Annotated in this window: 19 protein-coding genes; 10 read left to right on the top strand and 9 right to left on the bottom strand. The window is 73.4% G+C overall.

Annotation, left to right across the window (positions count from 1 at the left end):
* Positions 1–14 precede the first annotated feature (14 nt).
* The gene (locus ACFYWQ_RS11335) at positions 15–1,259 is read right to left on the bottom strand and encodes an FAD-binding protein (protein ID WP_389515091.1); all 1,245 of its coding nucleotides are present in this window, start codon (positions 1,257–1,259) and stop codon (positions 15–17) included.
* Positions 1,260–1,403: 144 nt separating this feature from the next.
* On the opposite strand from ACFYWQ_RS11335, the gene ACFYWQ_RS11330 reads away from it, so the two are divergent.
* Both ACFYWQ_RS11330 and ACFYWQ_RS11325 read left to right on the top strand, forming a co-directional pair.
* Complete coding sequence (locus ACFYWQ_RS11330; RefSeq protein ID WP_389515089.1) at positions 1,404–2,726, top strand: radical SAM protein; 1,323 nt, start codon at positions 1,404–1,406, stop codon at positions 2,724–2,726.
* A 281-nt stretch (positions 2,727–3,007) separates the two neighbouring features.
* Complete coding sequence (locus ACFYWQ_RS11325) at positions 3,008–4,510, top strand: cellulose binding domain-containing protein (protein ID WP_389515087.1); 1,503 nt, start codon at positions 3,008–3,010, stop codon at positions 4,508–4,510.
* A 16-nt stretch (positions 4,511–4,526) separates the two neighbouring features.
* On the opposite strand, the gene ACFYWQ_RS11320 is transcribed toward ACFYWQ_RS11325, so the two are convergent.
* The 5 genes from ACFYWQ_RS11320 to ACFYWQ_RS11300 all read right to left on the bottom strand — a co-directional run bounded on the left by ACFYWQ_RS11320 (position 4,527) and on the right by ACFYWQ_RS11300 (position 10,046).
* Positions 4,527–6,278 (bottom strand): alkaline phosphatase D family protein, encoded by a 1,752-nt coding sequence (locus tag ACFYWQ_RS11320; protein WP_389515085.1) that lies wholly within the window; start codon positions 6,276–6,278, stop codon positions 4,527–4,529.
* 151 nt (positions 6,279–6,429) lie between these two features.
* Complete coding sequence (locus ACFYWQ_RS11315) at positions 6,430–7,359, bottom strand: anti-sigma factor RsbA family regulatory protein (RefSeq protein WP_389515083.1); 930 nt, start codon at positions 7,357–7,359, stop codon at positions 6,430–6,432.
* Positions 7,356–7,709, bottom strand: coding sequence for an STAS domain-containing protein (locus tag ACFYWQ_RS11310; RefSeq protein WP_389515081.1), 354 nt, complete (start codon positions 7,707–7,709; stop codon positions 7,356–7,358). Before ACFYWQ_RS11310 ends, ACFYWQ_RS11315 begins: the two co-directional genes overlap by 4 nt.
* A gap of 487 nt (positions 7,710–8,196) precedes the next feature.
* Positions 8,197–8,580: a hypothetical protein gene (locus tag ACFYWQ_RS11305; protein WP_389515931.1), complete on the bottom strand. Its 384-nt coding sequence runs from the start codon at positions 8,578–8,580 to the stop codon at positions 8,197–8,199.
* A 302-nt stretch (positions 8,581–8,882) separates the two neighbouring features.
* A complete protein-coding gene (locus ACFYWQ_RS11300) occupies positions 8,883–10,046 on the bottom strand; it encodes an NAD-dependent formate dehydrogenase (RefSeq protein WP_389515079.1) in 1,164 nt (387 codons plus the stop codon).
* Between the two features lie 238 nt (positions 10,047–10,284).
* Between ACFYWQ_RS11300 and ACFYWQ_RS11295 the strand changes: the two genes are divergently transcribed.
* The 6 genes from ACFYWQ_RS11295 to ACFYWQ_RS11270 all read left to right on the top strand — a co-directional run bounded on the left by ACFYWQ_RS11295 (position 10,285) and on the right by ACFYWQ_RS11270 (position 16,264).
* Positions 10,285–10,638: an FmdB family zinc ribbon protein gene (locus ACFYWQ_RS11295; protein WP_389515078.1), complete on the top strand. Its 354-nt coding sequence runs from the start codon at positions 10,285–10,287 to the stop codon at positions 10,636–10,638.
* A 33-nt stretch (positions 10,639–10,671) separates the two neighbouring features.
* Entirely contained in the window at positions 10,672–11,310 is a 639-nt protein-coding gene (locus ACFYWQ_RS11290; RefSeq protein ID WP_389515076.1) for an AmiS/UreI family transporter, read from the top strand.
* A gap of 28 nt (positions 11,311–11,338) precedes the next feature.
* The gene (fmdA, locus tag ACFYWQ_RS11285; protein WP_389515074.1) at positions 11,339–12,589 is read left to right on the top strand and encodes a formamidase; all 1,251 of its coding nucleotides are present in this window, start codon (positions 11,339–11,341) and stop codon (positions 12,587–12,589) included.
* Positions 12,590–13,100: 511 nt separating this feature from the next.
* A complete protein-coding gene (gene rsgA / locus ACFYWQ_RS11280) occupies positions 13,101–14,255 on the top strand; it encodes a ribosome small subunit-dependent GTPase A (protein WP_389515072.1) in 1,155 nt (384 codons plus the stop codon).
* Between the two features lie 160 nt (positions 14,256–14,415).
* Positions 14,416–15,801: a bifunctional transcriptional activator/DNA repair enzyme AdaA gene (locus ACFYWQ_RS11275; RefSeq protein WP_389515070.1), complete on the top strand. Its 1,386-nt coding sequence runs from the start codon at positions 14,416–14,418 to the stop codon at positions 15,799–15,801.
* Positions 15,788–16,264 carry a methylated-DNA--[protein]-cysteine S-methyltransferase gene (locus ACFYWQ_RS11270; protein WP_389515068.1) on the top strand — a complete coding sequence of 159 codons (477 nt, stop codon included), beginning with the start codon at positions 15,788–15,790 and terminating at the stop codon, positions 16,262–16,264. Before ACFYWQ_RS11275 ends, ACFYWQ_RS11270 begins: the two co-directional genes overlap by 14 nt.
* Positions 16,265–16,342: 78 nt before the next feature.
* Here the strand turns inward: ACFYWQ_RS11270 and ACFYWQ_RS11265 are convergent, their stop codons facing one another.
* Both ACFYWQ_RS11265 and ACFYWQ_RS11260 read right to left on the bottom strand, forming a co-directional pair.
* Positions 16,343–16,825, bottom strand: coding sequence for a DUF456 domain-containing protein (locus ACFYWQ_RS11265; RefSeq protein ID WP_389515066.1), 483 nt, complete (start codon positions 16,823–16,825; stop codon positions 16,343–16,345).
* 99 nt (positions 16,826–16,924) lie between these two features.
* A complete protein-coding gene (locus ACFYWQ_RS11260) occupies positions 16,925–17,917 on the bottom strand; it encodes a helix-turn-helix transcriptional regulator (RefSeq protein ID WP_389515065.1) in 993 nt (330 codons plus the stop codon).
* Positions 17,918–18,407: 490 nt separating this feature from the next.
* Here ACFYWQ_RS11260 and ACFYWQ_RS11255 point away from each other — a divergent pair, with 490 nt between their 5' ends.
* Positions 18,408–20,948, top strand: a complete 2,541-nt coding sequence (locus tag ACFYWQ_RS11255; protein ID WP_389515063.1) for a protein phosphatase 2C domain-containing protein — start codon at positions 18,408–18,410, stop codon at positions 20,946–20,948.
* 75 nt (positions 20,949–21,023) lie between these two features.
* Positions 21,024–22,766 (top strand): pyruvate dehydrogenase, encoded by a 1,743-nt coding sequence (locus ACFYWQ_RS11250; protein ID WP_389515060.1) that lies wholly within the window; start codon positions 21,024–21,026, stop codon positions 22,764–22,766.
* Between the two features lie 31 nt (positions 22,767–22,797).
* Here the strand turns inward: ACFYWQ_RS11250 and ACFYWQ_RS11245 are convergent, their stop codons facing one another.
* Positions 22,798–24,126 carry a helix-turn-helix domain-containing protein gene (locus ACFYWQ_RS11245; protein WP_389515057.1) on the bottom strand — a complete coding sequence of 443 codons (1,329 nt, stop codon included), beginning with the start codon at positions 24,124–24,126 and terminating at the stop codon, positions 22,798–22,800.
* Positions 24,127–24,348 lie beyond the last annotated feature (222 nt).

The raw sequence follows: 24,348 nt of genomic DNA, 5'->3' as shown, positions 1-24,348 counted from the left end.
CCCAGCAGCGTTCCTCAGCCGCCGAGGACGTCCGCGACGAACGCGTTGGTGAAGGCCCCCGCCGGGTCCAGCTCCCGTACCAGGGACCGGAAGTCGCCGATCCGCGGATACCGCCCGCGCACCACGCCGGCCGGCACGGCGTAGACCTTGCCCCAGTGCGGGCGCGGCGCGAAGGGCTCCAGCGCGGCCTCCAGCTCCCGCACGACCGGCAGCACGGCCCGCGTGTCCTCGACCCAGGTGAAGTGCACGGCGACGCTGTCGTGTCCGTACGCCGGACTCAGCCACTGGTCGTCCGCGGCGACGGTGCGCACCTCACACGTCTGGAGCACGGGGGCGACCGCCGCCCGTATCCCGTCGATCGCGCGCAGCACGTCGACGGCGTGCTCCCGCGCCATCAGGTACTCGCTCTGCAACTCGCTGCCGCTGCTCGGGGTGAACTCGGCGCGGAAGTGCGGCAGCCGCTCGTGCCACGGCCCCGGCACCCCGAACTGCTCGGTGCAGTTGACCGCGGGCATCCCCGGCACCGGGTGCAGCGCCTCGGTGGCCGGCGCGGCCCACGGGAAGCCGGCGAGCGGCTGGTCGGTGCGCCGCTTCAGCCACACCTGCCGGAACCCGGGCGCCCGCCAGTCGGTGAACAGGCTGACGCTGTACGCGGCCGCCGCCACGGTCTCGAAGTCCAGCCCGGCCAGGGGCAGCTCCGTGAAGACGTGCTGCTCGACGTCGAAGGCCGGCTCCAGCTCCAGGGTCAGCGCGGTCACGACGCCCAGGGCGCCCAGCGAGGTCACGGCCCCGCCGAACCGCTCGTCCGCCCGCCCGATCGCGACCGTGGACCCGTCCGCCGTCACGATCTCCACCTCCCGCACGGCGGCCGCGAGGGACCCGTTGCGCACCCCCGACCCGTGGGTGCCGGTCGCCACCGACCCGGCCACCGAGATGTGCGGCAGCGAGGCCATGTTCGGCAGCGCGAGCCCGTGCGCGTGGACCCGCCGCGCCAGCTCGGCGTAGCGCACTCCGCCCCCGACCCGCACGGTCCGCGCCGCCGTGTCGACGTCGACCTCCACGGGCAGGGCGTCCAGCGACAGCAGCACCCCGCCGTCGCCCGGCTCGGCGATCTCGTTGAAGGAGTGCCCGCTGCCCAGCACCCGCACCCGCGCGCTCCCCGCGACGAGCGCGCGCAGCGCACCGAGCGTGGGCGGCCGGTGCAGTTCCTTGGCCGCGAAGGTGATGTTGCCCGCCCAGTTCGTCACGGTCTCGCCCATGCCGTCGCCCTTCCCCGAGGAGAACCAGAACCCGGTATCCGCAGGTGAACCTACCGTGTCGCCGACACGGGACCCCGCCCCCACCTCCCGCGGGGCGGGGGCATACCGTGAGGAGTCGTACGCCTGAGCCGGGAGGAGACACGGATGGGCAGCCGTACCGCGCTGGTCGAGGATCTGATGGAGCGCTTTCCGCACGTGCCGCGGGAGGCGGTCTTCAAGGAGGACCTGCTGCGCGGGGGAGTGGCCTTCGACCCCTCCGCCCTCAGCGACAACGAGTCGGGCGAGGTCAAGCCGAAGTCGTACTTCATCTTCTCCTTCGACCACGGCACCCTCCCCGAACTGGGCGAGGCCGCGCTGCGGCGCCCCCCGGAGGAGATCATCCTCACCGGCGGCCCCTACGACCTGCGCCGGACCGTCGTGTCGGTGCGCGTCAATCCCTCCTCGCCGTACCGGGTGGCCGCGGACGACGAGGGGCTCCTCGGGCTCTACCTCGACGGGAAGCGGATCGCCGACGTCGGTGTGCCGCCGATGCCCGAGTACTACCGGCACACCCTCTCCAACGGGAAGTCCGTGATGGAGGTCGCCCCCACCATCCAGTGGGGCTACCTGATCTACCTCACCGTCTTCCGGGTCTGCCAGTACTTCGGCGCCAAGGAGGAGTGCCAGTACTGCGACATCAACCACAACTGGCGCCAGCACAAGGCGGCCGGCCGGCCCTACACGGGCGTCAAGGACGTCGAGGAGGTCCTGGAGGCCCTCGAGATCATCGACCGGTACGACACCGCCAAGGCGTCCACCGCCTACACCCTCACCGGCGGCGCCATCACCAAGACGGTCGCCGGCCGCGACGAGGCCGACTTCTACGGCCACTACGCCAAGGCCATCGAGGAGCGCTTCCCGGGCCGCTGGATCGGCAAGGTCGTCGCCCAGGCGCTCCCGCGCGACGACGTGCAGCGCTTCAAGGACTACGGGGTGCAGATCTACCACCCCAACTACGAGGTGTGGGACGAGTACCTCTTCAAGATGTACTGCCCCGGCAAGGAGCGGTACGTCGGCCGCGACGAGTGGCACAAGCGGATCCTGGACTCGGCGGAGATCTTCGGCGCGCGCAACGTGATCCCCAACTTCGTCGCGGGCGTGGAGATGGCCGAGCCGTTCGGCTTCAAGACGGTCGACGAGGCGATCGCGTCGACGACGGAGGGCCTGCGCTTCTTCATGTCGCACGGCATCACCCCGCGCTTCACCACCTGGTGCCCGGAGCCGACCACCCCGCTCGGCAAGGCCAACCCGGCGGGTGCCCCGCTGGAGTACCACATCCGGCTGCTCCAGGCGTACCGGCAGACGATGGAGGACTTCGGCCTCTCCTCCCCGCCCGGCTACGGCCCGCCCGGCCCCGGCCACGCCGTCTTCTCGGTCAGCTCCTTCATGGACAGCCTGCCGGCGAAGGAGCCGTCGGAGCTCCGGTAGCGGGCCGGGAGCGGCCGGGGAGCGGCCCGGCTGCGGCCCGGGAGTGGCTTGGGGGCAGCTCTGCTGCGGCCCCCCGGTAGCGACTCGGCTGCGGCCCGGGAGCGGCCCGGGAGCGACCCGGGCGGGGGAGCCGCCCAGGCCCGTCCGGGCTGTCCTGACATCCGCACAGGGCGCTTGTCAGTTGTGCGGGAGATGTGAAAAGCTCTGGCCCTGCCGCGAGGTTCCCCCCAACTCCATTGCGTTCGAGGTGAGTTGACCTCGCCTGTGGATGCCGGAGACTCATGCCCGACCTGCCGATCCCGAAGGACGCCGCCGAGGCCGCGCTGTTCTCGGAGTGCTGGGACGCCGTGCTGTCGTACGCCGACCTGTGCACGTCCGGCTCGACCGCGGCCAACCAACTGGCCCGCGAGGCGTTCGCGCTCGGCATCCGCGAGGCCCGCGCCGCCGAGGACGGGTCCCGGCACAGCGTCGGCCGCCGCGCGTCCCGGCTGCCCCGGATCCCCCTGATGCTGACCGCCGTGCGCACCACGGCGGCCGCTTGGGAGGCTCAGGGCCAGGGCCACCGGCTCGACCCCGATCTGCGGCTGTGGCTGAACTCGGAGAAGGCCGCGCGCTACACCGGGCCGCCCCTGCGCCGCCCGGTCGCCCTGCGCGGGCTGCGCGACATGCAGGAACCGGACGCGGCGCTGCTGTGGCTGGCGGAGGTGGAGGCGCTGCCGCTGCGGGCCGTCGCCCGCCGGCAGGGGCTGGACCCGGCCGCCGCGACGGAGGAGCTGAACCAGGTCCGCGGCCTGTTCCGGGACCGCTGCCACCGCAACCACCTCGACACGCCGATGGACGCCGAGTGCCGCAGCTACGTCCGGCTGCTCGACGCCGTCACCCGCTCGCCCGTCGCCGACACCCCCGAGGACCTCTCCCGGCACCTCGCCACCTGCGTGGAGTGCGCGGAGGCCGCCGCCTGCCTGCGCCTGCACGGCGGCGGACTGCCCGCCGCCCTGGCCGGCGGCGTCATCGGCTGGGGCGGCCTCGCCTACCTGGAGCGCCGCCGCCGCGCCGCCGAGGTCCGCATGGCGGCCGGCCGCCCCGACACGCCCGACCCGGACGGCGACGCGCCGGACGCCGCCGCGAGCCGGGCCCGCGTCCGGCGGGGCGGGCTGCTGCTCGCCGCCGGCGTCGTCTCCGCGCTGGCCCTCGCCGTGACGCTGGTGCCGTCCGGCGGTGGCGGCGACAGCTCCGCCCAGGGCGGCGCGCCCACCGGCGGCAGCCCGGTCGCCGGCCCCGCCGTCTCCCTCTCCGCCTCGCCGTCGGCCGGCGTCCCCGGCCCGTCGGCCCCCTCCGCCTCCCCGGACCCGTCGACCGGCTCCCCGGCCCCCTCGGCCTCGTCGGACGCCGGATCGTCCACGACGACGGACCCCGACCCGGAACCCCAGGGCACCACCTCGTCCACCGCCGGCGGCACGGGAGAGGGGGTGGCCTGCACCGTCAGCTACGACCTGGTCAACCAGTGGCCCGACGGCTTCCAGGCCACGGTCACCGTCACCACCGACCGGGCCCTCAGCTCCTGGAGCGTGGCCTGGTCCTTCCGCGACGGCCAGCGGGTCGACCAGATGTGGGACGCGGGCTTCTCCCAGGACGGCTCCCGCGTCACCGCGACCGCCGCCGACTACAACCGGTCCGTCCCCGCCGGCGGCTCCCTCTCCTTCGGCTTCCTCGCCTCCTGGCAGGACCGCAACACGGCACCGTACGACTTCAGCCTCGACGGGCTCGGCTGCACGGCGTCCTGAACGGCACCCCCAGGCCCTACACCGGCATGAGCCCCGGGTTGCCCGCCTCCGTCACGAAGGAGGCGGCCGTCGAGACGGGGGCGTCCGGGACGGTCACCGCGGCCACCGTCCGGAAGTCGGCCCGGGCCAGGGCGCGGTCCAGCCGGACCCGCACATAGCCGCGGCGGCCGTCGTAGAACCTCAGGTGGGGGTTGGCGGTCAGGTACGTCTGCCAGTTCGCGGGGTGTTCGGCGCCGTCCCTGCCGCTGGCGATCGACGTGGCGACGATCTCGGTGCCCAGGGTCCGCGACGCCGGGTCGTCGAAGTCGGCCTTGATGTCGAAGGCGTACCCCACGTGGACGTCGCCCGTGAGGACCATCAGGTTCTCCACCCCCGCCGACCGCGCCCCGGCGAGGATCCGGCCGCGGGAGGCGCGGTAGCCGTCCCAGGCGTCCATCGACATCAGCGGCTGCGCGGTGAGGTCCAGCTTGCGCTGGGAGAAGCAGACCTGCTGCGGCATCACGTTCCACAGCGCCTGCGACGCCCGCCACCCGTCGATCAGCCACCGCTCCTGGGCCGCCCCGGTCATCGTGCGCGCCGGGTCGTCCGACTCGGGACCGGGGACGTGCTTGCCGTCGCCGTAGGCCTGGTCGGAGCGGTACTGCCGGGTGTCGAGGACGTCGAACTGGGCGAGGGTGCCCCAGTGCAGCCGGCGGTAGAGCCGCATGTCGGGCCCGACGGGCTGCTGTGCGGCGCGCAGCGGCTGGTGCTCCCAGTACGCGCGGTAGGCGGCGGCCCGGCGCAGCAGGAACTCGGCTGCCGGGCTGCCGTGTTCGTCGACGGCACCGGCGTAGTTGTTCTCGGTCTCGTGGTCGTCCCAGGCGACGACGAAGGGGTGGGCCGCGTGGACGGCCCGCAGATCGGGGTCGCTCTTGTAGAGGGCGTACCGCAGCCGGTACTCCTCCAGGGTGACGGTCTCCCTGTCGAACGCGTCGGGCAGCACCAGGTCGGTGTAGCCGCGGGCGCCACCGGCGGAGTTCACGGCGTACTCGTAGAGGTAGTCCCCCAGGTGGAAGACGACGTCCACGTCGTCCTGGGCGAGATGCCGGTGCGCCGTGTAGTACCCGTCGTGGTACGCCTGGCAGGAGACGGCGGCGAACGACAGCGACGCGACGTCGGAGGAGGGGTCGGGCGCCGTACGGGTGCGGCCGGTCTCGCTGATCCAGGCGCCCGTCCTGAACCGGTACCAGTACGTACGGCCGGGCTCCAGTCCGTCGACGTCGACGTGGACGGTGTGGTTGTACTCGGGCAACGCCAGGGTCGTACCGCTGCGCACGACCGTGGCGAACCGCTCGTCCCGCGCCACCTCCCACGCGACGGAGACGGACTGCCCCGCCAGCCCCCCGCCCGGCTCGTACGGGTCCGGTGCCACCCGCGTCCACAGGACCACGGCGTCCGGCAGCGGGTCCCCGGAGGCGACGCCCAGGGTGAACGGTTCCCCGGCGATCCGCGCCCCGTCGAGCTCACGGGCCGCCGCCGCGCCCGTCGCGGGCACCTGGGTGGCGAAGGCCAGGGCCGTGGCGGCGGCGCCGATCGTCAGGAAACGCCGGCGTCCGAAGTGCCCGACGGCGGCCCGCGGTCCGTGCGGGCCGCGGCGGCCACCGGTGCCGTGACTCCGCCTCGGCTCGTGACCGTCACCGTACGGGGTGAGGGACCGCTCGGGGGTCAGGAGCTGCCGCTCGGTCAGGGAGCGTGCGGGCAACGGGGTGTGACGGCCTGTCGGGCGCATCGGCCTGGGCTCCCGGGGGCAGGGGTGCGTCTGCGGCCCACGGGCCGGAGCCTGCGGACGGCAGGCATCTAGATGCTAAACAGACGAACTTCATAAATCGGGCAGGCGGGGCGGCGGGACTCCGGCCGAGTGCCGCGGGGACGGAACCGTGTCAGCGAGTGAGGTAGAAGCGGACGGTGGTGCCCTTCTCGGAGGTGTGCACGCGCACCAGGTCCGCCACGTAGTGGACCAGCATCAGGCCCCGGCCGCCGATCTGTCCGTGCTCGGGCGGCCTGCGTCCGGCGAGCGGATCGGTCAGCCGTCCCTCGTCGCGGACCTCGCAGACCACCTGGCCACCCTCGGCCCAGACCGCCAGCGTTCCGTATCCGCCGCCGTGCACCACGCTGTTGGTGGTCAGCTCCGCCACCGCCAGCTCGACGTCCTGCAACCGCTGCCCGGCCAGACCCAGCCGGGCGGCCCGCTCCACGGCGAAGTGACGGACCGCCGGCAGCTCCTCCGCCTCGAAGGCACGGACGGCGGCGTCGGCGGCGGGCACCAGCGCCTCGTTGTAGCGGGCGACGACGGCCCGCCAGTCGTAGACGTCACTCGGCCGTTCGCGGCCGCCGGCGATGACGGTGGGATGGGTGACCCGGGCGTCGGCCAGGACCTCCGCGTCCAGCCGGGACGCGTCGTACGGGCACAGGATCGTCACCGCGCGGCCTTCGAAGGCGGCGTTGATGAGCGCCTCGTGCTGCGCGCACGCCGGGTACTCCACCGTGCTGCGCCCCGCCCAGATCGGCTCGCCGATGATGCGCACCCGGCTCTGCCGATGGGCGTCGGCGAACGCCTTGAGGACGCCGGGGATGATGCGCCCCGGGTTGCGGCCGGCCTCGGTCATGTCCAGGAGGCGGACCTCCCGGGCGTCGGCCCCCAGCCCGGACCTGATCAGCTCCAGCCGGGGACCGGGCACCGCCACCGCCACGGGCTCGCCCGCGGCGAGGCCCTCCCGGACGAACGACACGGTCCGCTCGGCGTACTCCTGCGCGGTGCGGTAGAAGAGGGCCGGGTGGGCGAACACCCCGTCGCCTGCCATGGAGCTCATCGGGGCGCCACCTCGATCCCGCGCAGGGCCGGCCAGAACAGTGCCAGCACCCGTGGCACCTGGGGCGGCGGGTGCTCCACCACCATCCGTCCGCGCGGCAGGTTCATGGCCGTGACCGCGAGCGCCGACACCCCGGCCACGTCGACGAACCCGACGCGTGACAGCTCCACGTACGACACGTCCGTGTGCCGCCGGGCCAGTTCGGTGAGGGCCGCCTCCCAGGAGAGGCGGGTGGCGACACTGATCTCGCCGCTGACGCGTATCCCGGAACGACCGGGCAACGGGCTCACCTCCAGCACGGCCCCGCCCTGCACCGGAGCACGTTCCCCCGTGTCGTGTGCGGCCTCCACGCTCGGTCTCCTCAACGGTCCGCCGTCCGCCGTCCCGGCGGAGTCCGACGGAAGACGACCCATTCCGGACGGGCAGCCTACCGTGCCGTCCGGGCCCGCCAGGTACGACGTACGCCCGCGGCCGGGCGCCGTCGTCCGTCACCGGCGACTGGGGCGGAGGCGACCGGGTCGGAACAAGGCCAGGAGCGGGCGGTGGAGGATGCCGAGGAGAGCCGTGCCAGTGGTGAGGGGCTCGTGAGCAAGGGCTGGAAGGCCGGCGTCGGCGGCTGTGCGCGCGTGCCGGAAGCAGCGCGGCTTGCGCAGCGGTGGTCGGGGTGAGCCGGCGCGAGCTCGTCGGCGCGGCTGTGTCGGCCGCACTGCTCCGTACCGGCCCGAAACCGCGCTCGGCGACGTGTGAGCCGGGCTTGCGGCGTGGCCGTCCCCGCTGGCCGTCGTCCGCGGCGGGGACGGCATCGACCAGGGCCGGCCACGGGAGTCCCGGGGCTCGTCAGAGCTTCCCGCCGATCTCACAGGCCCGGCACGGGGGTCGGCCGCAGGTGCACTGCATGATGGCTTCGAGGACCTCGCGGTCGTGGTAGAGGCACTCGTCCTTGCAGGTGTGGCGCGGGATGAATCCGGCCGGGATCTCGCCGGGCCACGGCTCGTGGCCGTCCCGGCAGCGGACGAACCGCTCGGGGTCGGCGGAGTGCAGTTCGTGCATGCTCGACCGCGCCTCGTCCTCCAGCTCACGCACGCGCTCCACCAGGGCCTTGAGCTCGGTGGCGATGTGGGAGTACCGGTCGGCGCCGGTCCTCACGTGCGCGGCCCGCAGTGCCATCGCCGCGTTGCCCAGAAACCTGCCGGCGTCCTGAAGGTCGGTCACGTGGTGCATCTGAATTCCGGTCACGCCCCGGACCCACACTGCATCTATGCTCACTGATCCACCTTCCCGGCGTTCGCCTGGTCTTCATACGAGAGATTAGGCGCGGCGCCGGTATCTCCACAGATCGAAAACAATCTATTTATGGACGCTAAGGGCCTCGCCCGTGCCCGTCCAGCACATTGTGCGTGAATCGGCTCACAGCCGGAGCGGTGGATCTTCTATTGAATCTTGAGCTGAATCTTCGGCCGAATCTTCAGCCGAAGGTTCAGCTGATTTCTTGTCCGCCGGACTTCGTCCCCCGCCCGTGCCGGTCATCCGGCGACCGTGTAGGAGCTCGCTCCCGTCCCGGCGAGCCCCCCGCCCTCGACGATCAGGTACTCCGGACGGATGGGGCGCCCGTCGAGCCAGCACTCCAGGATCTCCCGCGTACCGGCCGCGTAGCGTGCCTGTGCCGAGAGGGTCGACCCGGACACGTGCGGTGTCATCGCCTCGTGAGGCATCGTGCGCCAGGGATGGTCGGGCGGTGGCGGCTGCGGGTACCAGACGTCACCGGCGTAACCGGCCAGCCGGCCGCTGTCGAGGGCCCGGACCACGGCGTCCCGGTCGACGATGAGCGCCCGTGCGGTGTTGACGATGTACGAACCGCGTTTCATGGCCCCGATCAGCTCGTCGTCGAAGAGGTTCTGCGTCTGTGGATGCAGCGGCGTGTGGATCGAGAGCACATCGACGGAGGAGGCCAGCGAACGGGCGTCGGGATGCCAGGTCAGCCCCAGCTCCTCCTCGACCTCCTCGGACAGCCGGTGCACGTCGCAGTAGTGCAGCCTGACGTCGAACGGCTTGAGGCGGCGCAGTACCGCCTGGCCGATCCGGCCGGAGCCGAGGACGCCTACGTCCATGCCTTCGAGGTCGTAGGCGCGCGAGACGCTGTCGGCGATGTTCCAGCCCTTCTTGGTGGTCACCCACTCGTGTGCCGGCATGTAGTTGTGCACCAGGGTGAGAATCTGCATCACGGCGTGCTCCGACACACTGATGCTGTTGCTGAACGTCACCTCGGCCACGGTCATGCCGTGCCCGATGGCGCTCGGCAGGTCGACGTGGTCCGACCCGATCCCCGCGGTGATCGCGAGCCTGAGCCGGGAAGCCGCGGCGATGCGTTCGGGGGTCAGATAGGCGGGCCAGAAGGGCTGCGAAACGACCACGTCGGCGTCGGGCAGCTCGCGGTCCAGGGTGGAGTCCGGCCCTTCCTTGTCGCTCGTGACGACGAAGGTGTGGCCCCGGTCCTCCAGGAACCGGCGCAGTCCCAGTTCTCCGGAGACGCAGCCGAGGAGGTGCCCCGGGGTGAAATCGATGGCTTGCGGGGTCGGCGCGGTCTGACCGCCCGGATAGCCGGTGATGGTGGGGATCTCGTCGCGGGCGTAGTCGGGAGGAAAACCGCCCACGGGGTCCGGATAGAGCACCGCGATGATTTTTGCCATGACCGTCCTCCATCGATGGGGCACTGCTCCGGTGAACGGGCAGGGCACCGGCATCCGGTCGAACATCGATGATCTTGAATTTTAGTCGACTGTGCGTCGGCACTGCAATCCCCAGGGATAATGGAGTGGTGTCGGGGCGGCCCGTTGCGCCGGGGATCGGGGCGTTCGGAGAAAGTCGAGGCCTGGCCCTCCTGTACTTGACACGGGGATATACGAGACGTCTCCTTGAAGGTAGGAAATGGGCTCTGGCGTGAGCTGGCCGGGTGCCCGCCACGGGCATTCGGGTGCGCTGACGTCCGCCGCCATCCGGAGGCTGCAGATGGCAACCTATGAATATCTATGCGGCCGATGCGGGCCGTTCGACGTGAAGTTGGCGATCGGGACGGCGCCCACAGCATACGGCTGCCCTGTTTGTGCAGGCGCCGCGAGACGTGTGTACTCCTCGCCCGGCCTCACGCGGACCTCGAACGCGGTCGCCGCCCTCCATGTCCGGGAGGAGCAGGCACGCGAGGCCCCGGCAGTGGTCTCCCAACTGCCGCCACGCGGAAGGGTGCACCCGCACCCCGCGCTCTCGCGGTTGCCGCGTCCCTGAGAGCGTCCACGCGGACTTAGGAGGTGTGTCCCCGTGGGAAACGTGGGACTGCTCTTCGTCGGTGCGGTGCTCTTCATCAACGGATTGCTGCTGCTCGGAAAGGTCGATGCCAAAGCAGCAGCGGTGTTCAACCTTTTCGTAGGTGCACTGCAAGTACTGACGCCGACTTACCTCATCTTCACCGCCGACGGTGACCCCATGAAGATCCTGGCGGCATCGGGCATCTACCTCTTCGGCTTTACCTACCTCTATGTGGGTATCGGCCTGCTCGCCGATCTCGACAGCACCGGCGTCGGCTACTACTCGCTGTTCGTGGCAGTTGCCGCCCTGGGATACTCGTACGTCAATTTCCGGCTCTTCAAGGATTACCCCTTCGGGGTCATCTGGCTCTACTGGGCCTTCCTGTGGTTCTTGTTCTTCCTGCTGCTAGGCCTCAAGAAGGACGACCTCAGGGTCTATACCGGTTGGGTCACGGCGATCGAAGGCTGGGTCACCGGTGTGATTCCTGCCGGGCTGCTGCTCTCCGGCTACTGGAAGCATCCCGACGAGATCGCCATCGCGCTGGCGGCCTTCGGCGTCGTGGTGTTCGCGGGGCTGTGGCCGCGCACCCACAGAACGCCCCGGCCGACCTCACCCGGCGCCCGGGTCGGAGGCGCGGGCGCCCCGACCTGACCGGATCAGAATCTAGGAGTTCGTTCTCATGCCTGAAATTCTCTTCAGTGTGGACCACAGCAAGTCGATGCGTGACCAGGGCGTTCCCGGTCACAACAGGTGGCACCCGGACGTCCCCACCGTCGCCATGGTGAAGCCGGGAGCGGAGTTCCGCATGGAATGCCGCGACTGGACCGACTGCCAGGTCGGCAACAACGACACCGCCGACGACGTACGCGACATCGACCTGACCATCCCTCACATGCTCAGCGGTCCGATAGGCGTGGAGGGCGCCGAACCCGGCGACCTGCTCGTCGTCGACATACTCGACCTCGGCCCCGTGCCGCAGCAGACCGGGGACGCGGCGGGCCAGGGCTGGGGTTACACCGGTATCTTCGCCAAGGCCAACGGCGGCGGCTTCCTGACCGACTACTTCCCGGACGCGTACAAGGCGATATGGGATTTCCACGGACAGCAGGCCGTCTCCCGCCACCTTCCCGGAATCCGCTTCACCGGAATCACCCACCCCGGGCTGTTCGGAACCGCCCCGTCCGCCGAGATGCTCGCCCGCTGGAACGCCCGCGAGCAGGCGCTGATCGAAACCGACCCGAACCGGGTCCCGCCACTGGCCGTACCACCGGACAGCACCAACGCACTCGCGGGCACCGCCACCGGAGACCTCGCCACCCGCATCGCCGAGGAAGGCGCACGCACGGTGCCGGCCCGTGAGAACGGAGGCAACCACGACATCAAGAACTTCACGCGCGGTTCGCGGGTCTTCTACCCCGTACACGTCAAGGACGCCAAGCTCTCCGGAGGCGACCTGCACTTCAGCCAGGGCGACGGAGAGATCACCTTCTGCGGCGCCATCGAGATGGGCGGGTTCATCGACTTCCACGTCGATCTGATCAAGGGCGGCATGGAGACGTACGGGATCTCCACCAACCCCGTGTTCATTCCGGGCAACGTCGAGCCGCGGTACACGGAGTTCCTCACCTTCATCGGGATCTCCGTCGACCACGACACGGACACGAACTACTACCTCGACGCGACACTGGCCTACCGCCGGGCCTGCCTCAACGCCGTCGAGTACTTCAAGAAGTTCGGCTACAGCGGAGAGCAGGCCTACCTGCTGCTCGGCTCCTCCCCCATAGAGGGACGTATCAGCGGCATCGTCGACATCCCCAACGCCTGCTGCTCGTTGTACGTACCCACCGCCATGTTCGACTTCGAGGTCCGCCCCAGCGCCGCCGGACCGATGAAGGCCGACCGAGGCCAGTGCGCGTTGACCACCGCCTGACCGGACCCCAACCGCGGCCCCGACGTCCCGGCCACGACTCGCCCCGGCACGGTTATCGCCGTTCGCCGGATCCGAGTCCGGGACGGCGGGCCGCGGCCTGAGCCGGCGGTTGCGGCCTCACGCCGCAACCGCACCGGCCGGGCAGACAAGTACCTGGTGAACGGCCGCGAAGGCGGGAGGAGACCTGGACGGCCGGGTCGCCGTCGCATCGCGACGTCCCCGAAAAGACGTAAGACGTGGCGCCGCGGCACTGCCTCCCGTACGCTCTGGACCGCAAGGCGGTACTCACGCACAGAGCGCCTGCATTCAGGCCGTTCGCGCAAGGATGAACGCGCAAGGATGAGCGCGCAAGGATGAGGAAGAAAGCAGGAGGTGTATGTCGATGATTGCCATCACGCAGGGCAGTGCCCGCTCTCAGTACGTCATCCACACTCCTGCGGTCTCCGGCTGACAGCCACCCGACATCCGCGCGCCTGACGCGCTGCCGGGGCCGCCCTTCGAAGGGTTCCCCTTGTCTTTCTCCTCTTCCGAGGTTTCTTCTTCGCGTGCGCTCGCCCCCTACGGCTGGGATGCGGAGTGGGAAGCCGTGTTCTCGCCCCACGCGGCTCAGGGGCTCCTGCCCGGCCGCGTCGTACGGGTCGATCGTGGTCGGTGCGATGTCGTCACAGCGGCCGGTACCATCCGCGCCGACACCGAGTTCGTCGTCCCTCGTGACCCGATGAAGGTCGTGTGCACGGGCGACTGGGTCGCCGTCGACCCGGAAGGCAGCGATCCGCGCTACGTGCGGACGCTCCTGCCGCGCCGTACCGCCTTCGTCCGCTCGACGTCGTCGAAGCGTTCCGAGGGCCAGGTACTGGCCACCAACATCGATCACGTCGTCATCTGTGTGTCGCTCGCGGTCGAACTCGACCTTGGGCGGATCGAGCGGTATCTGGCACTGGCCATGTCCTGTTCGAACGGTGAGGCCCTGCTGCACCAGTCGGCACTCGCCTGGGAAGCCGGCGCCCAGCCGGTCGTCGTCCTCACCAAGGCCGACCTCGTGCCCGACCCGGCCGTACGGGCCTACCTCGTCGAGGACGTCGAGCGCAGCGCGCCCGGGGTGCCCGTCCACACCGTCAGCGCCCTCGCCGGCGAGGGCGTCCGGGAGCTGACGGGCGCCCTCGGCGGGGGCACCTCCGCGCTGCTCGGGACCTCCGGCGCGGGAAAGTCGACGCTCGCCAACGCGCTCGTCGGCGAGGACGTCATGGACGTCCGGGCCACCCGTGACCTGGACGGCAAGGGCCGGCACACCACCACCACCCGCAACCTGCTGACGCTGCCCGGCGGCGGGGTGCTCATCGACACGCCGGGACTGCGCGGCGTCGGGCTCTGGGACGCCGGGCACGGCGTCGGCCAGGTCTTCTCGGAGATCGACGCACTCGCCCGCGGCTGCCGCTTCCACGACTGCGCCCACGAGTACGAGCCGGACTGCGCGGTCGTGGCCGCCCTCGACGCGGGCGACCTGTCCCCGCGCCGCCTGGACAGCTACCGCAAGCTCGTCCGCGAGAACCAGTGGATCACCGCCAAGTCCGACGCCCGGGTCCGCGCCGACGCCCGGCAGGACTGGAAGCGCAAGCAGGCCGACGGCCGGGCGGCCGGACGGGCCAAGCGCGGGCAGTGGCGGTGAGCGCACTGCGGCCGGCGGGGGTGCTGGGCGCACTGCGGCCGGTGGGGGTGCTGGGCGCACTGCGGCCGGTCGGGGTGGTGGGCGGCGACCGGCCGCCACCCACCACCCCGTCCGAATCCCGCTAGCGGCGCCCTCCGCACGGGCGAAGACTGGACCCGTGATGGACGAGGAGACCAGGTACGAGGCGGTGCGCAGCCGGGACGCCCGGTTCGACGGCGTGTTCTTCTTCGCCGTCGCGACGACCGGCATCTACTGCCGGCCCAGCTGCCCCGCCGTCACCCCGAAACGGCGCAACGTGCGGTTCTTCCCGACGGCCGCCGCCGCGCAGGGCGCGGGGTTCCGGGCCTGCCGGCGGTGCCGCCCGGACGCCGCGCCCGGCTCGGCCGACTGGAACGCGCGCGCCGACGTGGTCGGGCGGGCCATGCGGCTGATCGGCGACGGCGTCGTCGACCGGGAGGGTGTCGCCGGGCTCGCCGCGCGCCTCGGCTACAGCGCCCGCCAGGTGCAGCGGCAGCTCACCGCCGAGCTGGGGGCCGGGCCCGTCGCCCTCGCGCGGGCGCAGCGCGCGCACACCGCGCGGGTGCTGCTCCGCACCACCGACCTGCCGGTCACCGAGATCGCCTTCGCCTCGGGCTTCGCGAGCGTCCGGCAGTTCAACGACACCATCCGCGCCGTGTACGCGCTGACCCCGACCCGGCTGCGGGACGCCGCCCCCCGCCGGGGCCGTACGGCCGCCCCCGGCGGCGGGATCCCGCTGCGGCTCGCCCACCGCGGCCCGTACCACGCGGCCGCCGTCTTCGACCTGCTGCGACGCGAGGCCGTCACCGGCGTCGAGGAGGTCGACGGCCCTCCCGGCCACCGCACCTACCGCCGTACGCTCCGTCTGCCGTACGGCACCGGGATCGCCGCCGTCGAGGAACGGACGGGCTCCGCGCTCGCCTCCGCCGTCCACCCCGGTGGCTGGCTCCCCGCCCGGCTGCACCTCACAGACCCGCGCGACCTCACCACCGCCGTCCAGCGGCTGCGGCGGCTGTTCGACCTCGACGCCGACCCCTATGCCGTCGACGAGCGGCTCGGAGCGGACCCGCGGCTCGCCCCGCTCGTCGCCGCCCGGCCCGGACTGCGCGCGCCCGGCGCCGCCGACCCGGACGAGTACGCGGTGCGGGCGCTGGCGGGCCGGAGCGCCACCGCACACCTGGTGGCCGCCCACGGCAAGGCCCTGGACGCCCCCAGCGGAAGCCTCACCCACCTCTTCCCCGAACCGGCGGCGCTGGCGGGGGTCCCGGGCCCCGTGGGCACCCTCGCCACCGCCCTCGCCGACGGCACCGTGCGCCTCGACGCGGGCGCGGACCGGGACGACGCCCAGGCGGCGCTGCTCGCGCTGCCCGGCCTGGACGGGCGCACGGTCGCCGACGTCCGGGCCAGGGCCCTCGGCGACCCCGACGTCGCACCGCCCGGCACCGACGTGCCCGACACCTGGCGTCCCTGGCGGACGTACGCCCTCCACCACCTGCACGCAGCGAAGGAAACCCATGTACTGGACTAGCGTCGACAGCCCGCTCGGCCCCCTGCTCCTGACCGCCGCCCCGGACGGCGCGCTGACCTCGCTGTCCGTGCCCGGCCAGAAGGGGGCACGGCCCGTCCCGGACGGCCGGCGGCCCGACCGCGGACCCTTCCGCGCCGCCGAGGAACAGCTCGCCGCCTACTTCGCCGCCGAACTCAAGGAGTTCCACCTGGAGCTGCGGGCCGAGGGCACCGCCTTCCGTGAGCGGGTGTGGGCCGCCCTCGACACCGTCCCCTACGGCGCCACCACCACCTACGGCGAGATCGCCGCCCGGATCGGCGCCTCCCGGCCCGCCGTACGGGCCGTCGGGGGCGCGATCGGCGCCAACCCCCTGCTCATCGTGCGCCCCTGCCACCGCGTCATCGGCGCCGACGGCTCCCTCACCGGCTACGCGGGCGGCCTGGAACGCAAGGTGCGGCTGCTCGGGTTGGAGGGGGCGTGGTGAGGAGGCCGAGGCCGTGGCCACGCCGTCGCCCACACCCGTCCTCCCGCGGCGTTCGGCCCCTCCGCCGCGCACACCCCGTCACCCCCACAGCACCGCGCCCAGCCACGCCCCCATGACCAGCAGGCAGGTGAAGAGTTCCGCGAGGACGCTGGAGCCGCCGGCGCGCATCGCCGTGCGCAGGGACGCGCGGGCCGCGTCGGAGCGGCCGAGGCGCAGGCGCTCGGCCAGGTAGCCGCCGGCCAGGAATCCCGGGATCGCGCCGAACACGGGCAGCAGGAAGAAGCCGAGGAACGCCCCCGCGCCCGCGTACACCGCCATCCGCCGGGTGGTGCCGTCCACACGCAGCCGGCGGGGCGGCAGGGCCCAGCGCACCACCTGGGACAGGAACAGGGCGACCGTCGCCCCCACCAGCACCGCCCAGGCGACGGGCTGCGGGTCCTTCAGCGCCCACCACAGGACCGCGGCCCACACCAGCCACGACCCCGGAACACCGGGCACCATCACTCCGCACAGGCCGAGCAGGATGACCAGCCCGACCAGCAGGAGTTCCCACACGCCCATCTGCCCAGCCTGCCGGAGACCGGGCGAAGGCGCAGGTCAAGGCGGGCGCCCGGGGGGTTCGGGGGCTGGTAGGTGCGCGGGTTCGGGGGTTCGGGGGTTCTAGTGTTCCCGGGTCACCCATCCGCGTTCGTACGCGTGCCAGCCCAGCTGGAGACGGGTCGTCACGCCCGTCAGCTCCATCAGCCGCTTCACCCGGCGCTGTACGGTCCTCAGGCCCAGGTCGAGCTGTTTGGCGACGCTCGCGTCGGTCAGGCCGGCCAGCAGCAGGGACAGGACCTCCAGGTCGGCGGCGTCCGGGCCGTCGGGGCAGGCGGGGTCCCGGTCGACGACGCCGTCCGCGCCGAGCCGCAGCGGCAGTGCCTCCCGCCACACCGACTCGAACAGCCCCGACAACAGCTCCAGCAGCCCGCTGGCGTGCACCACCAGCGCGGCGGGCTCCGCCGAGCGGCCGGTGAGCGGCACCAGGGCGAGCGAGCGGTCCGCCACGACGAGCTTCGTCGGCACCCGGTCCACGACCCGCACCTCCTCGTCCCGGCCGAGCGCGGCCGTCAGCTCCGTCACGCCGTCCGGCTGGTCGAGGACCGCCCGTTCCAGCACCACGCGGTAGCGCACCCCGCGGGCCGCGGCCTGCTCCTCCGCGTCGTTCTCCACGCCGGTCACGGCCACGGGCGTCCCGGTGACCAGCGCGCACACCTCGTCGCTCGCGCCCAGCTGGATCTGGAGGAAGCGCTGCGCGACCGCCGCCGCGCCCGTCACCACCTCGACCAGATCGTGCACGGACGGCTCGGCCGCCGTCGCCCGGTACTCCTCCGCCAGCAGCGCCGCCGCCAGCTCCGCCTGCTCCAGCTCGTGCCGCCGCTGGGTGAGCAGCGCGGCCAGGGCCACACCGGGCGGCGCGGCGACCCAGCGGCCGGCCCGTCCCGAGGACTGCGCGACCAGCCCGTGCAGCTCCAGCCGGCGCAGCGCGCGTTCGGTGTCGTGCTCGCCCAGGGCCAGCCGGCGCGCGAGGTCCGGTACGTCGGCGGCGCCCACGGACACCAGCTCCCGGTACGCCGACTCGTGTGTCCCGTCGAGCCCGATCGCTCCCAGCATCCGCCGTTGCCCTCCCTGACCACCCCGTCGTCCATGGCGGGAAACCGCCACGGCGCCATCCCGCCGTCGCACATCATCGCCCTACCCGGGGGCGCTCTGCCATGGTGTGGCGGGGCGGCCGCCGGTGATCATCCGTGACTGTGAACTGTGACCGTGACTGCGGCCGCGACCGCGACCGCGATCATCCGTCACGGCGGATCCGATCTCGATCCACGACGTACACATGTGACCGTCGGCCGCATCGGCACGGCGTCGGCGGGCACCCGGAACGTGACGCGGGCTCATGACGCGCAGGGGCGCCTAGGGGATCTGAGCCCGGGTCACCCGAGGCCGCCGGTCGGTCCTCCCGTGGGGGGTGGGACCGCCCGGCGGCCTCTCCACCCACTCGTCGCACCCCCGTTCGGGCGGTCGCCCGCCGGGTCCCGGCAGCCCGGTCGCATTTTCCCGATGCCCCGTTCCCCCAGGGCCCGTGCCGTGGACAATCGGGGACATGAGCCAGCAGGGGGGTAGGCCCACCGGTCACGAGGACGACTGGTGGGGGCAGTTGTACGACGACTCCGCCGAGGACCACGGGCCGGCGGCGGCCGGCGACTCGCTCGACGACCGCTTCGCGTCGGCGGCGGGGGCGGTGCGTCCCGAGAGCGGGGTGCGTCCCGAGAGCGCGGGGCGCCCCGAGGGGACCGTACTTCCCGCAGGGACGGCGGCGGACGGGACGGACGCGGACACGGCGGCCGACCGGGAGCGGCGGGGCGAGGGCGCGGACGCGTCCGGGGCGGGGGCGGGGGCGGGGGCGGTGCCGGGAACCCGCTTCGCGCCGGCCGCCGAGCGTCCGGACCGTATCGACCCGGCCGGACGCCCTGGACGGTCCGGAAGCGACGGACCGCCCGAGGGACCTGAGGGGTCCCAGCGGCCGGAGGGACCGGAGTGGTCCGAGCGGTCGGAGGGACCGGAGTGGTCCGAGGGGGCCGCGCAGCCCGAACGGGCCGACCACGCACAGCAGGGCGATCGCGCCGGGCAGGAGGACTGGTGGGCGCGGGGTGAGGCGCCGCCGCCCGCCACCGCGCCGCCCCGGCCCGCCGCCCCTCCGAGGTCGACACCCGCCGTCCCGCCGCCGCGCAGCGGCACCGCCGCCGGGCCGACCTCCGGCCCGCCGCGCAGGCCGGACGTCGGGCCGGGTGCCCAGCCAGGTGCCGGGCCGGGTGCCGGTCCCGCCGCCGGGCCGGGTGCCGGGCACGTCGCCGAGTGGGGTGCCGGTCCCGCCGCCGAGCCGGGCGTCGGCCCTGTCACAGGGCCGGAAACCGGTCTCGCCGTCGGGCCGGAAGCCGGTCTCGCCGTCGGGCCGGAAGCCGGTGCCGCCGTCGGGCCGGAAGCCGGTGCCGCCGTCGGGCCGGAAAGCGGTGCCGCCGTCGGGCCGGAAAGCGGTCCCGTCACCGGGCCGGCCTCCGCTCCCGCCGAGCCCCCCGTTGCGCCCCCCGCTCCCGCCCAACCCCCCGTCGCACCCCCCGCCCCACCGCCACCTGGACGCCGACACGCCCCCTGGGAGCCCCCGTCGGCCATCCCGCCCGGCCCCACCACCTTCCCGCCCGGTCCGCTGCCCCCGGGCTTCGACCAGCGGGCGGCCCAGCGCCCCGCACCCTCCGCCTCCTCCGGCCGTACGCCCCCGGAGCCGCTGGCGGAGCCCGCCCCCCAGCCCCTGTCCGCCCCCTCCCCTCCCGCCCCCCAGCCCCTGTCCGCCCCCTCCCCTCCCGCCCCCCAGCCCCAGTCCGCCCCCGAGCCGGAGCCCAAGTCGATGCCGGAGACCGCCGCGTCCACCCCCTCCCAGCCGGCGCCCCCGGCACCCACCGCACCCCCCGGCACCCACCCCGCACGCCCTCCCGCCCCCGCGCAGCCCTACGCGCCCCCCGCACCCCCGCACGCCCCCACCGCCTCCGCCACCGGCGCGGCGACCCCCTTCCCGCCGGCCGTCGCCGCGCCGCGATCCGCCCCCCGGCACGCCGCGCGACCCGCCGTGCAGCCCTACGTCGGGTCCGGGCCGCCCACGTACGACGCCGAGCCGACCGCGCTGCCGCCCGCCGACCCGGACGCGCTCGACGACGTGGTGGCCGACACCGTGCTGGACGGTGCCCGGTACGGGGTCTGCACGCTGCGGGCCGCGTCCGTGCGGGGCGACTCGGCGCGCTACCGGGGCGAGCCGCGCCGCGACGCGCTGCTCACCGCGCGGTTCGGCACCGGCGAGCAGGCGCTGCTGCTGGTCGCGATGGCGACCGGCGCCCGGGCCACGCCGGGGGCGCACCGGGCGGCCGCCGAGGTGTGCCGGTGGATCGGGCGGGCCGTGGGCCGCAGTCACGTCCGCCTCGCGGAGGACATAAGGGCCGGCCGGCGCGGCGACCTGAAGTCGGGCCTGCACCGTCTCACGGACCGCAGCCTCGGCCGGCTCCGCGCCGGCGCCGCCGAACAGGGCCTGGAACCGCAGGAGTACGCGGCCACCCTGCGGTGCCTGCTGCTGCCCGCCGACCCGGCGTGCCGTACGCGGGTCTTCTTCGGTGTCGGACCGGGCGGGCTGTTCCGGCTGCGGGACGGCGCGTGGCAGGACATCGAACCGCGGGCCGGTGAGGTCACCGGCGAGCCGGTCGTCGGTTTCGGCTCCCCGCCGGCCGAGACCCCCGAGGGCGACCGCCTCACCATGGACCTGGGCATCCCGACCGCGCCGAACCCGTACGAGCCGTCCTCCGGCCCCTCCTCCGGCTCGGTCTCCGGCCCCTCCTCCGGTCCGTCCTCCGGACCGGTCTCCGGGCCGGCCCGTGAACCCTTCCGCTTCCGGGCCTCCGTAGCCCGCCCGGGTGACACGCTCCTGCTGTGCACCGGAGGCCTGGCCGACCCGCTGCGCGGTGAGCCCGCGCTCCTCGGCCACCTGGCGGAACGGTGGTCCGAGGCCGTCCCGCCCGGACTGGCCGCGTTCCTCGCCGACACCCAGGCGCGGGTCAAGGGGTACGCCGACGACCGTACGGCCGCCGCCGTCTGGGAGGCATGACGGCGGCCCCTGTGGATTCATGGAACCCGGAGGGTCCGAAGGGATCTACGGATACCGAAGGGGCACGAGAGCACCATGGCCAAACAGAACGTCGCCGAGCAGTTCGTCGACATCCTCGTCCGCGCCGGGGTCACCCGCCTGTACGGCGTCGTGGGGGACAGCCTGAACCCTGTCGTGGACGCCGTCCGCCGCCACGCCGGCATCGACTGGGTCCACGTCCGCCACGAGGAGACCGCCGCCTTCGCCGCGGGCGCCGAGGCCCAGATCACCGGGAAGCTCACCGCCTGCGCGGGCTCCTGCGGGCCGGGCAACCTGCACCTCGTCAACGGCCTGTACGACGCGCACCGCTCCATGGCACCCGTCCTCGCCCTCGCCTCCCACATCCCCTCCAGCGAGATCGGCCTCGGCTACTTCCAGGAGACGCACCCCGACCGCCTCTTCCAGGAGTGCAGCCACTACAGCGAACTCATCTCCAGCCCGCGGCAGATGCCGAGACTGCTGCACACCGCCATCCAGAACGCGGTCGGCCGCAGCGGCGTCAGCGTGGTCTCGCTCCCCGGCGACATCGCCGCCGAGCCCGCTCCCGAGCAGACCGCCGCGACCGCCCTCGTCACCAGCCGCCCCACCGTCCGCCCCGGCGACGAGGAGATCGACCGGCTGGTCGGGATGATCGACGCGGCCGACAAGGTCACCCTGTTCTGCGGCAGCGGCACCGCGGGCGCGCACGCCGAGGTGATGCGGTTCGCCGAGAAGATCAAGTCCCCGGTGGGGCACGCCCTGCGCGGCAAGGAGTGGATCCAGTACGACAACCCGTACGACGTCGGCATGAGCGGCCTCCTCGGCTACGGCGCCGCCTACGAGGCCACCCACGGGTGCGATCTGCTGATCCTGCTCGGCACCGACTTCCCGTACAGCGCCTTCCTGCCCGACGACGTCCGGATCGCCCAGGTCGACGTACGGCCCGAGCACCTCGGCCGGCGCTCCCGGCTGGACCTGGCCGTCTGGGGCGACGTGCGCGAGACCCTGCGCTGTCTCGTCCCGCGCGTGCGGGAGAAGAACGACCGGCGCTTCCTCGACAAGATGCTGAAGAAACACGCCGACGCGCTGGAGGGCGTCGTCAAGGCCTACACCCGGAAGGTGGACAAACACGTTCCGATCCACCCCGAGTACGTCGCCTCGGTCCTCGACGAACTCGCCGACGACGACGCGGTCTTCACGGTCGACACCGGCATGTGCAACGTCTGGGCGGCCCGCTACCTCTCACCCAACGGGCGCCGCCGCATCATCGGTTCCTTCTCCCACGGCCCGATGGCGAACGCGCTGCCCATGGCGATCGGAGCCCAGTTCACCGACCGGAAGCGGCAGGTCGTGTCGGTCTCCGGCGACGGCGGCTTCTCCATGCTCATGGGGGACTTCCTCACCCTCGTCCAGTACGACCTGCCGGTGAAGGTCGTCCTCTTCAACAACTCCTCGCTCAGCATGGTCGAACTGGAGATGCTGGTCGCCGGGCTGCCCTCGCACGGCACCGCCAACAAGAACCCCGACTTCGCCGCCGTCGCCCGCGCCTGCGGCGCCCACGGGGTGCGCGTCGAGAAGCCCAAGGACCTCGCCGGCGCGCTGAAGGACGCCTTCAGGCACCAGGGCCCGGCCCTGGTCGACGTCGTCACCGACCCCAACGCGCTGTCCATCCCGCCCAGGATCAGCGCCGAGATGGTGACCGGGTTCGCGCTGTCCGCGTCGAAGATCGTGCTGGACGGCGGAGTCGGCCGGATGCTCCAGATGGCCCGCTCCAACCTCCGCAACGTCCCGCGCCCGTGAGGGCGGACGCGCGACCTCGGCCGACCGGCCCCTACCCGTAGGGGACCCAGCGGCGGGCGGAGGTGTCGTACATATGGCGCGGCAGGCCCTCGAGGGAGCGGGTGCGGAACGGGCGGCCGCGGTCGTCGACGCGGACCGTTCCGGCGCGGCCCTGGGAGGACCAGTCGAGCTCCAGGTACCAGGAGCAGTCGCAGTCCCGTGTCGACGCGGTCACCAGCAGCACCTCGGGGTCCTCGGCGGACACCCGGTACGGCAGCCGGACCGCCGGGAGCGGTGTGCCGGAGTCGTCGCCGGTGACGGCGCGGGCGACCGGCCGGTCCTGGTCCAGGTCGACGGCGAAGTGACGGGGGCTGACCGCGCCGCCGCAGCCCTGGTCCATGGCGTAGGCGTGGCCCGGCGCGGGCTCCGCGCGGCCGACGACGCGGACCCGCAGCGCGGTCAGGACCACGGCCGTGGAACTGCGGCCCTGCACCGAGATCTCCACGATGGTCTCCCGCCCGTGCACGGCCCCCTGCGCCGCGGCCCACGCCGCGGCGTCCTGCGGCGCCGGGGGCGGCGGGACCCGCGCGGGCGGCTCGGCGAGGACGTAGTCGTGACCGCAGCCGAACGCCCAGGCGTGGGAGTCGGCCGTCCAGGCGAGGGGGACGGCCGCGTCCGTGGCCGTGGCCGTCGGCGCGGTGGCGTCCGGGGCGGACGGGGACGGCCCGCCGGTGCCGGGCGTGGGCGCGGGCGTGCGGGAGCGGGTGGGGGAGCCCGCCGGTGTCGGGGACGTGGAGGGTGTGGGGGAGGGGCGGTGCGGGGCCGCCGGGGCGGTCGTCCGGGACGGGCCGGCGCCGGACGGCCCGGCCCCGGCCCCGGCCCCGGCCTCGGTGGCGGGCGGGCGGTCGGCGGGCAGCCCGGACAGCGCGCCGAGCGTGGCGACGAGGGCGCACGCCAGACCGCCCAGCAGCACCGGGACGTGACGGCGGTGCCGGGCGGGGGCGGGTGCGACGGCGGTGTCCGCGGTGCGGCGCGGAGCGTCGGGCAGGTCGGGCAGGTCGGGCACGTCGGTTTCCGCCGCCGTCTCGGGCAAGGGCGGGGAGTTTGCCGTACGGGGCCGCTGTCGCGCCGCCACCGCCGCCATCCACCGGCGGTGCAGTGCGAGCCGCTCCTGCGGTGACGCCCCGCAGAACTCCGCCAGCCGCTCCACGGGCGCGAAGTCCTGGGGTACGGCCTCCCCGGCGCAGTAGCGGTGCAGTGTGGAGGTGTTCATGCCGAGCCGGCGCGCCAGGGAACCGTAGCTCCGCCCCGTCCGCACCTTCAGCTCCGTCAGCAGGGCCGCGAACTCCGCCACTTCGTCCGTACGGTCACCGGTCGACACTGTTCCCCCGCGCTCGCCCAGACCCGCCCCGGCCCGGGACGGCATCCCAGGCACTCATGTACCTGCACGTCAGACGGCCTGGGACGGTTCCATGCCGACCGGCCGGGCCCCGGAGCTTGCCGTCGGCCGGCGCGACCGCCGATGCTCTGGGTGTCGCCGCCGAACAGGCCCGGACCGACCCTCCGCGCCACCGGCGCGACGCCCTCACACCCACGCACCCAC

It is taken from the genome of Streptomyces sp. NPDC003247 (genome assembly GCF_042888135.1).
GTDB lineage: Bacteria > Actinomycetota > Actinomycetes > Streptomycetales > Streptomycetaceae > Streptomyces.
The sequence above is the reverse complement of the archived record's forward strand: the minus strand, read 5'-3'. Positions and strand labels throughout refer to the sequence as shown.

Excerpts from the sequence above, each read along its gene's own strand:
- ACFYWQ_RS11335 (WP_389515091.1), bottom strand. The coding sequence starts at position 1,259 with ATGGGCGAGACCGTGACGAACTGGGCGGGCAACATCACCTTCGCGGCC.
- ACFYWQ_RS11330 (WP_389515089.1), top strand. The coding sequence starts at position 1,404 with ATGGGCAGCCGTACCGCGCTGGTCGAGGATCTGATGGAGCGCTTTCCG.
- ACFYWQ_RS11325 (WP_389515087.1), top strand. The coding sequence starts at position 3,008 with ATGCCCGACCTGCCGATCCCGAAGGACGCCGCCGAGGCCGCGCTGTTC.
- ACFYWQ_RS11320 (WP_389515085.1), bottom strand. The coding sequence starts at position 6,278 with ATGCGCCCGACAGGCCGTCACACCCCGTTGCCCGCACGCTCCCTGACC.
- ACFYWQ_RS11315 (WP_389515083.1), bottom strand. The coding sequence starts at position 7,359 with ATGAGCTCCATGGCAGGCGACGGGGTGTTCGCCCACCCGGCCCTCTTC.
- ACFYWQ_RS11305 (WP_389515931.1), bottom strand. The coding sequence starts at position 8,580 with ATGCACCACGTGACCGACCTTCAGGACGCCGGCAGGTTTCTGGGCAAC.
- ACFYWQ_RS11300 (WP_389515079.1), bottom strand. The coding sequence starts at position 10,046 with ATGGCAAAAATCATCGCGGTGCTCTATCCGGACCCCGTGGGCGGTTTT.
- ACFYWQ_RS11295 (WP_389515078.1), top strand. The coding sequence starts at position 10,285 with ATGGGCTCTGGCGTGAGCTGGCCGGGTGCCCGCCACGGGCATTCGGGT.
- fmdA (WP_389515074.1), top strand. The coding sequence starts at position 11,339 with ATGCCTGAAATTCTCTTCAGTGTGGACCACAGCAAGTCGATGCGTGAC.
- ACFYWQ_RS11275 (WP_389515070.1), top strand. The coding sequence starts at position 14,416 with ATGGACGAGGAGACCAGGTACGAGGCGGTGCGCAGCCGGGACGCCCGG.
- ACFYWQ_RS11270 (WP_389515068.1), top strand. The coding sequence starts at position 15,788 with ATGTACTGGACTAGCGTCGACAGCCCGCTCGGCCCCCTGCTCCTGACC.
- ACFYWQ_RS11265 (WP_389515066.1), bottom strand. The coding sequence starts at position 16,825 with ATGGGCGTGTGGGAACTCCTGCTGGTCGGGCTGGTCATCCTGCTCGGC.
- ACFYWQ_RS11260 (WP_389515065.1), bottom strand. The coding sequence starts at position 17,917 with ATGCTGGGAGCGATCGGGCTCGACGGGACACACGAGTCGGCGTACCGG.
- ACFYWQ_RS11255 (WP_389515063.1), top strand. The coding sequence starts at position 18,408 with ATGAGCCAGCAGGGGGGTAGGCCCACCGGTCACGAGGACGACTGGTGG.
- ACFYWQ_RS11250 (WP_389515060.1), top strand. The coding sequence starts at position 21,024 with ATGGCCAAACAGAACGTCGCCGAGCAGTTCGTCGACATCCTCGTCCGC.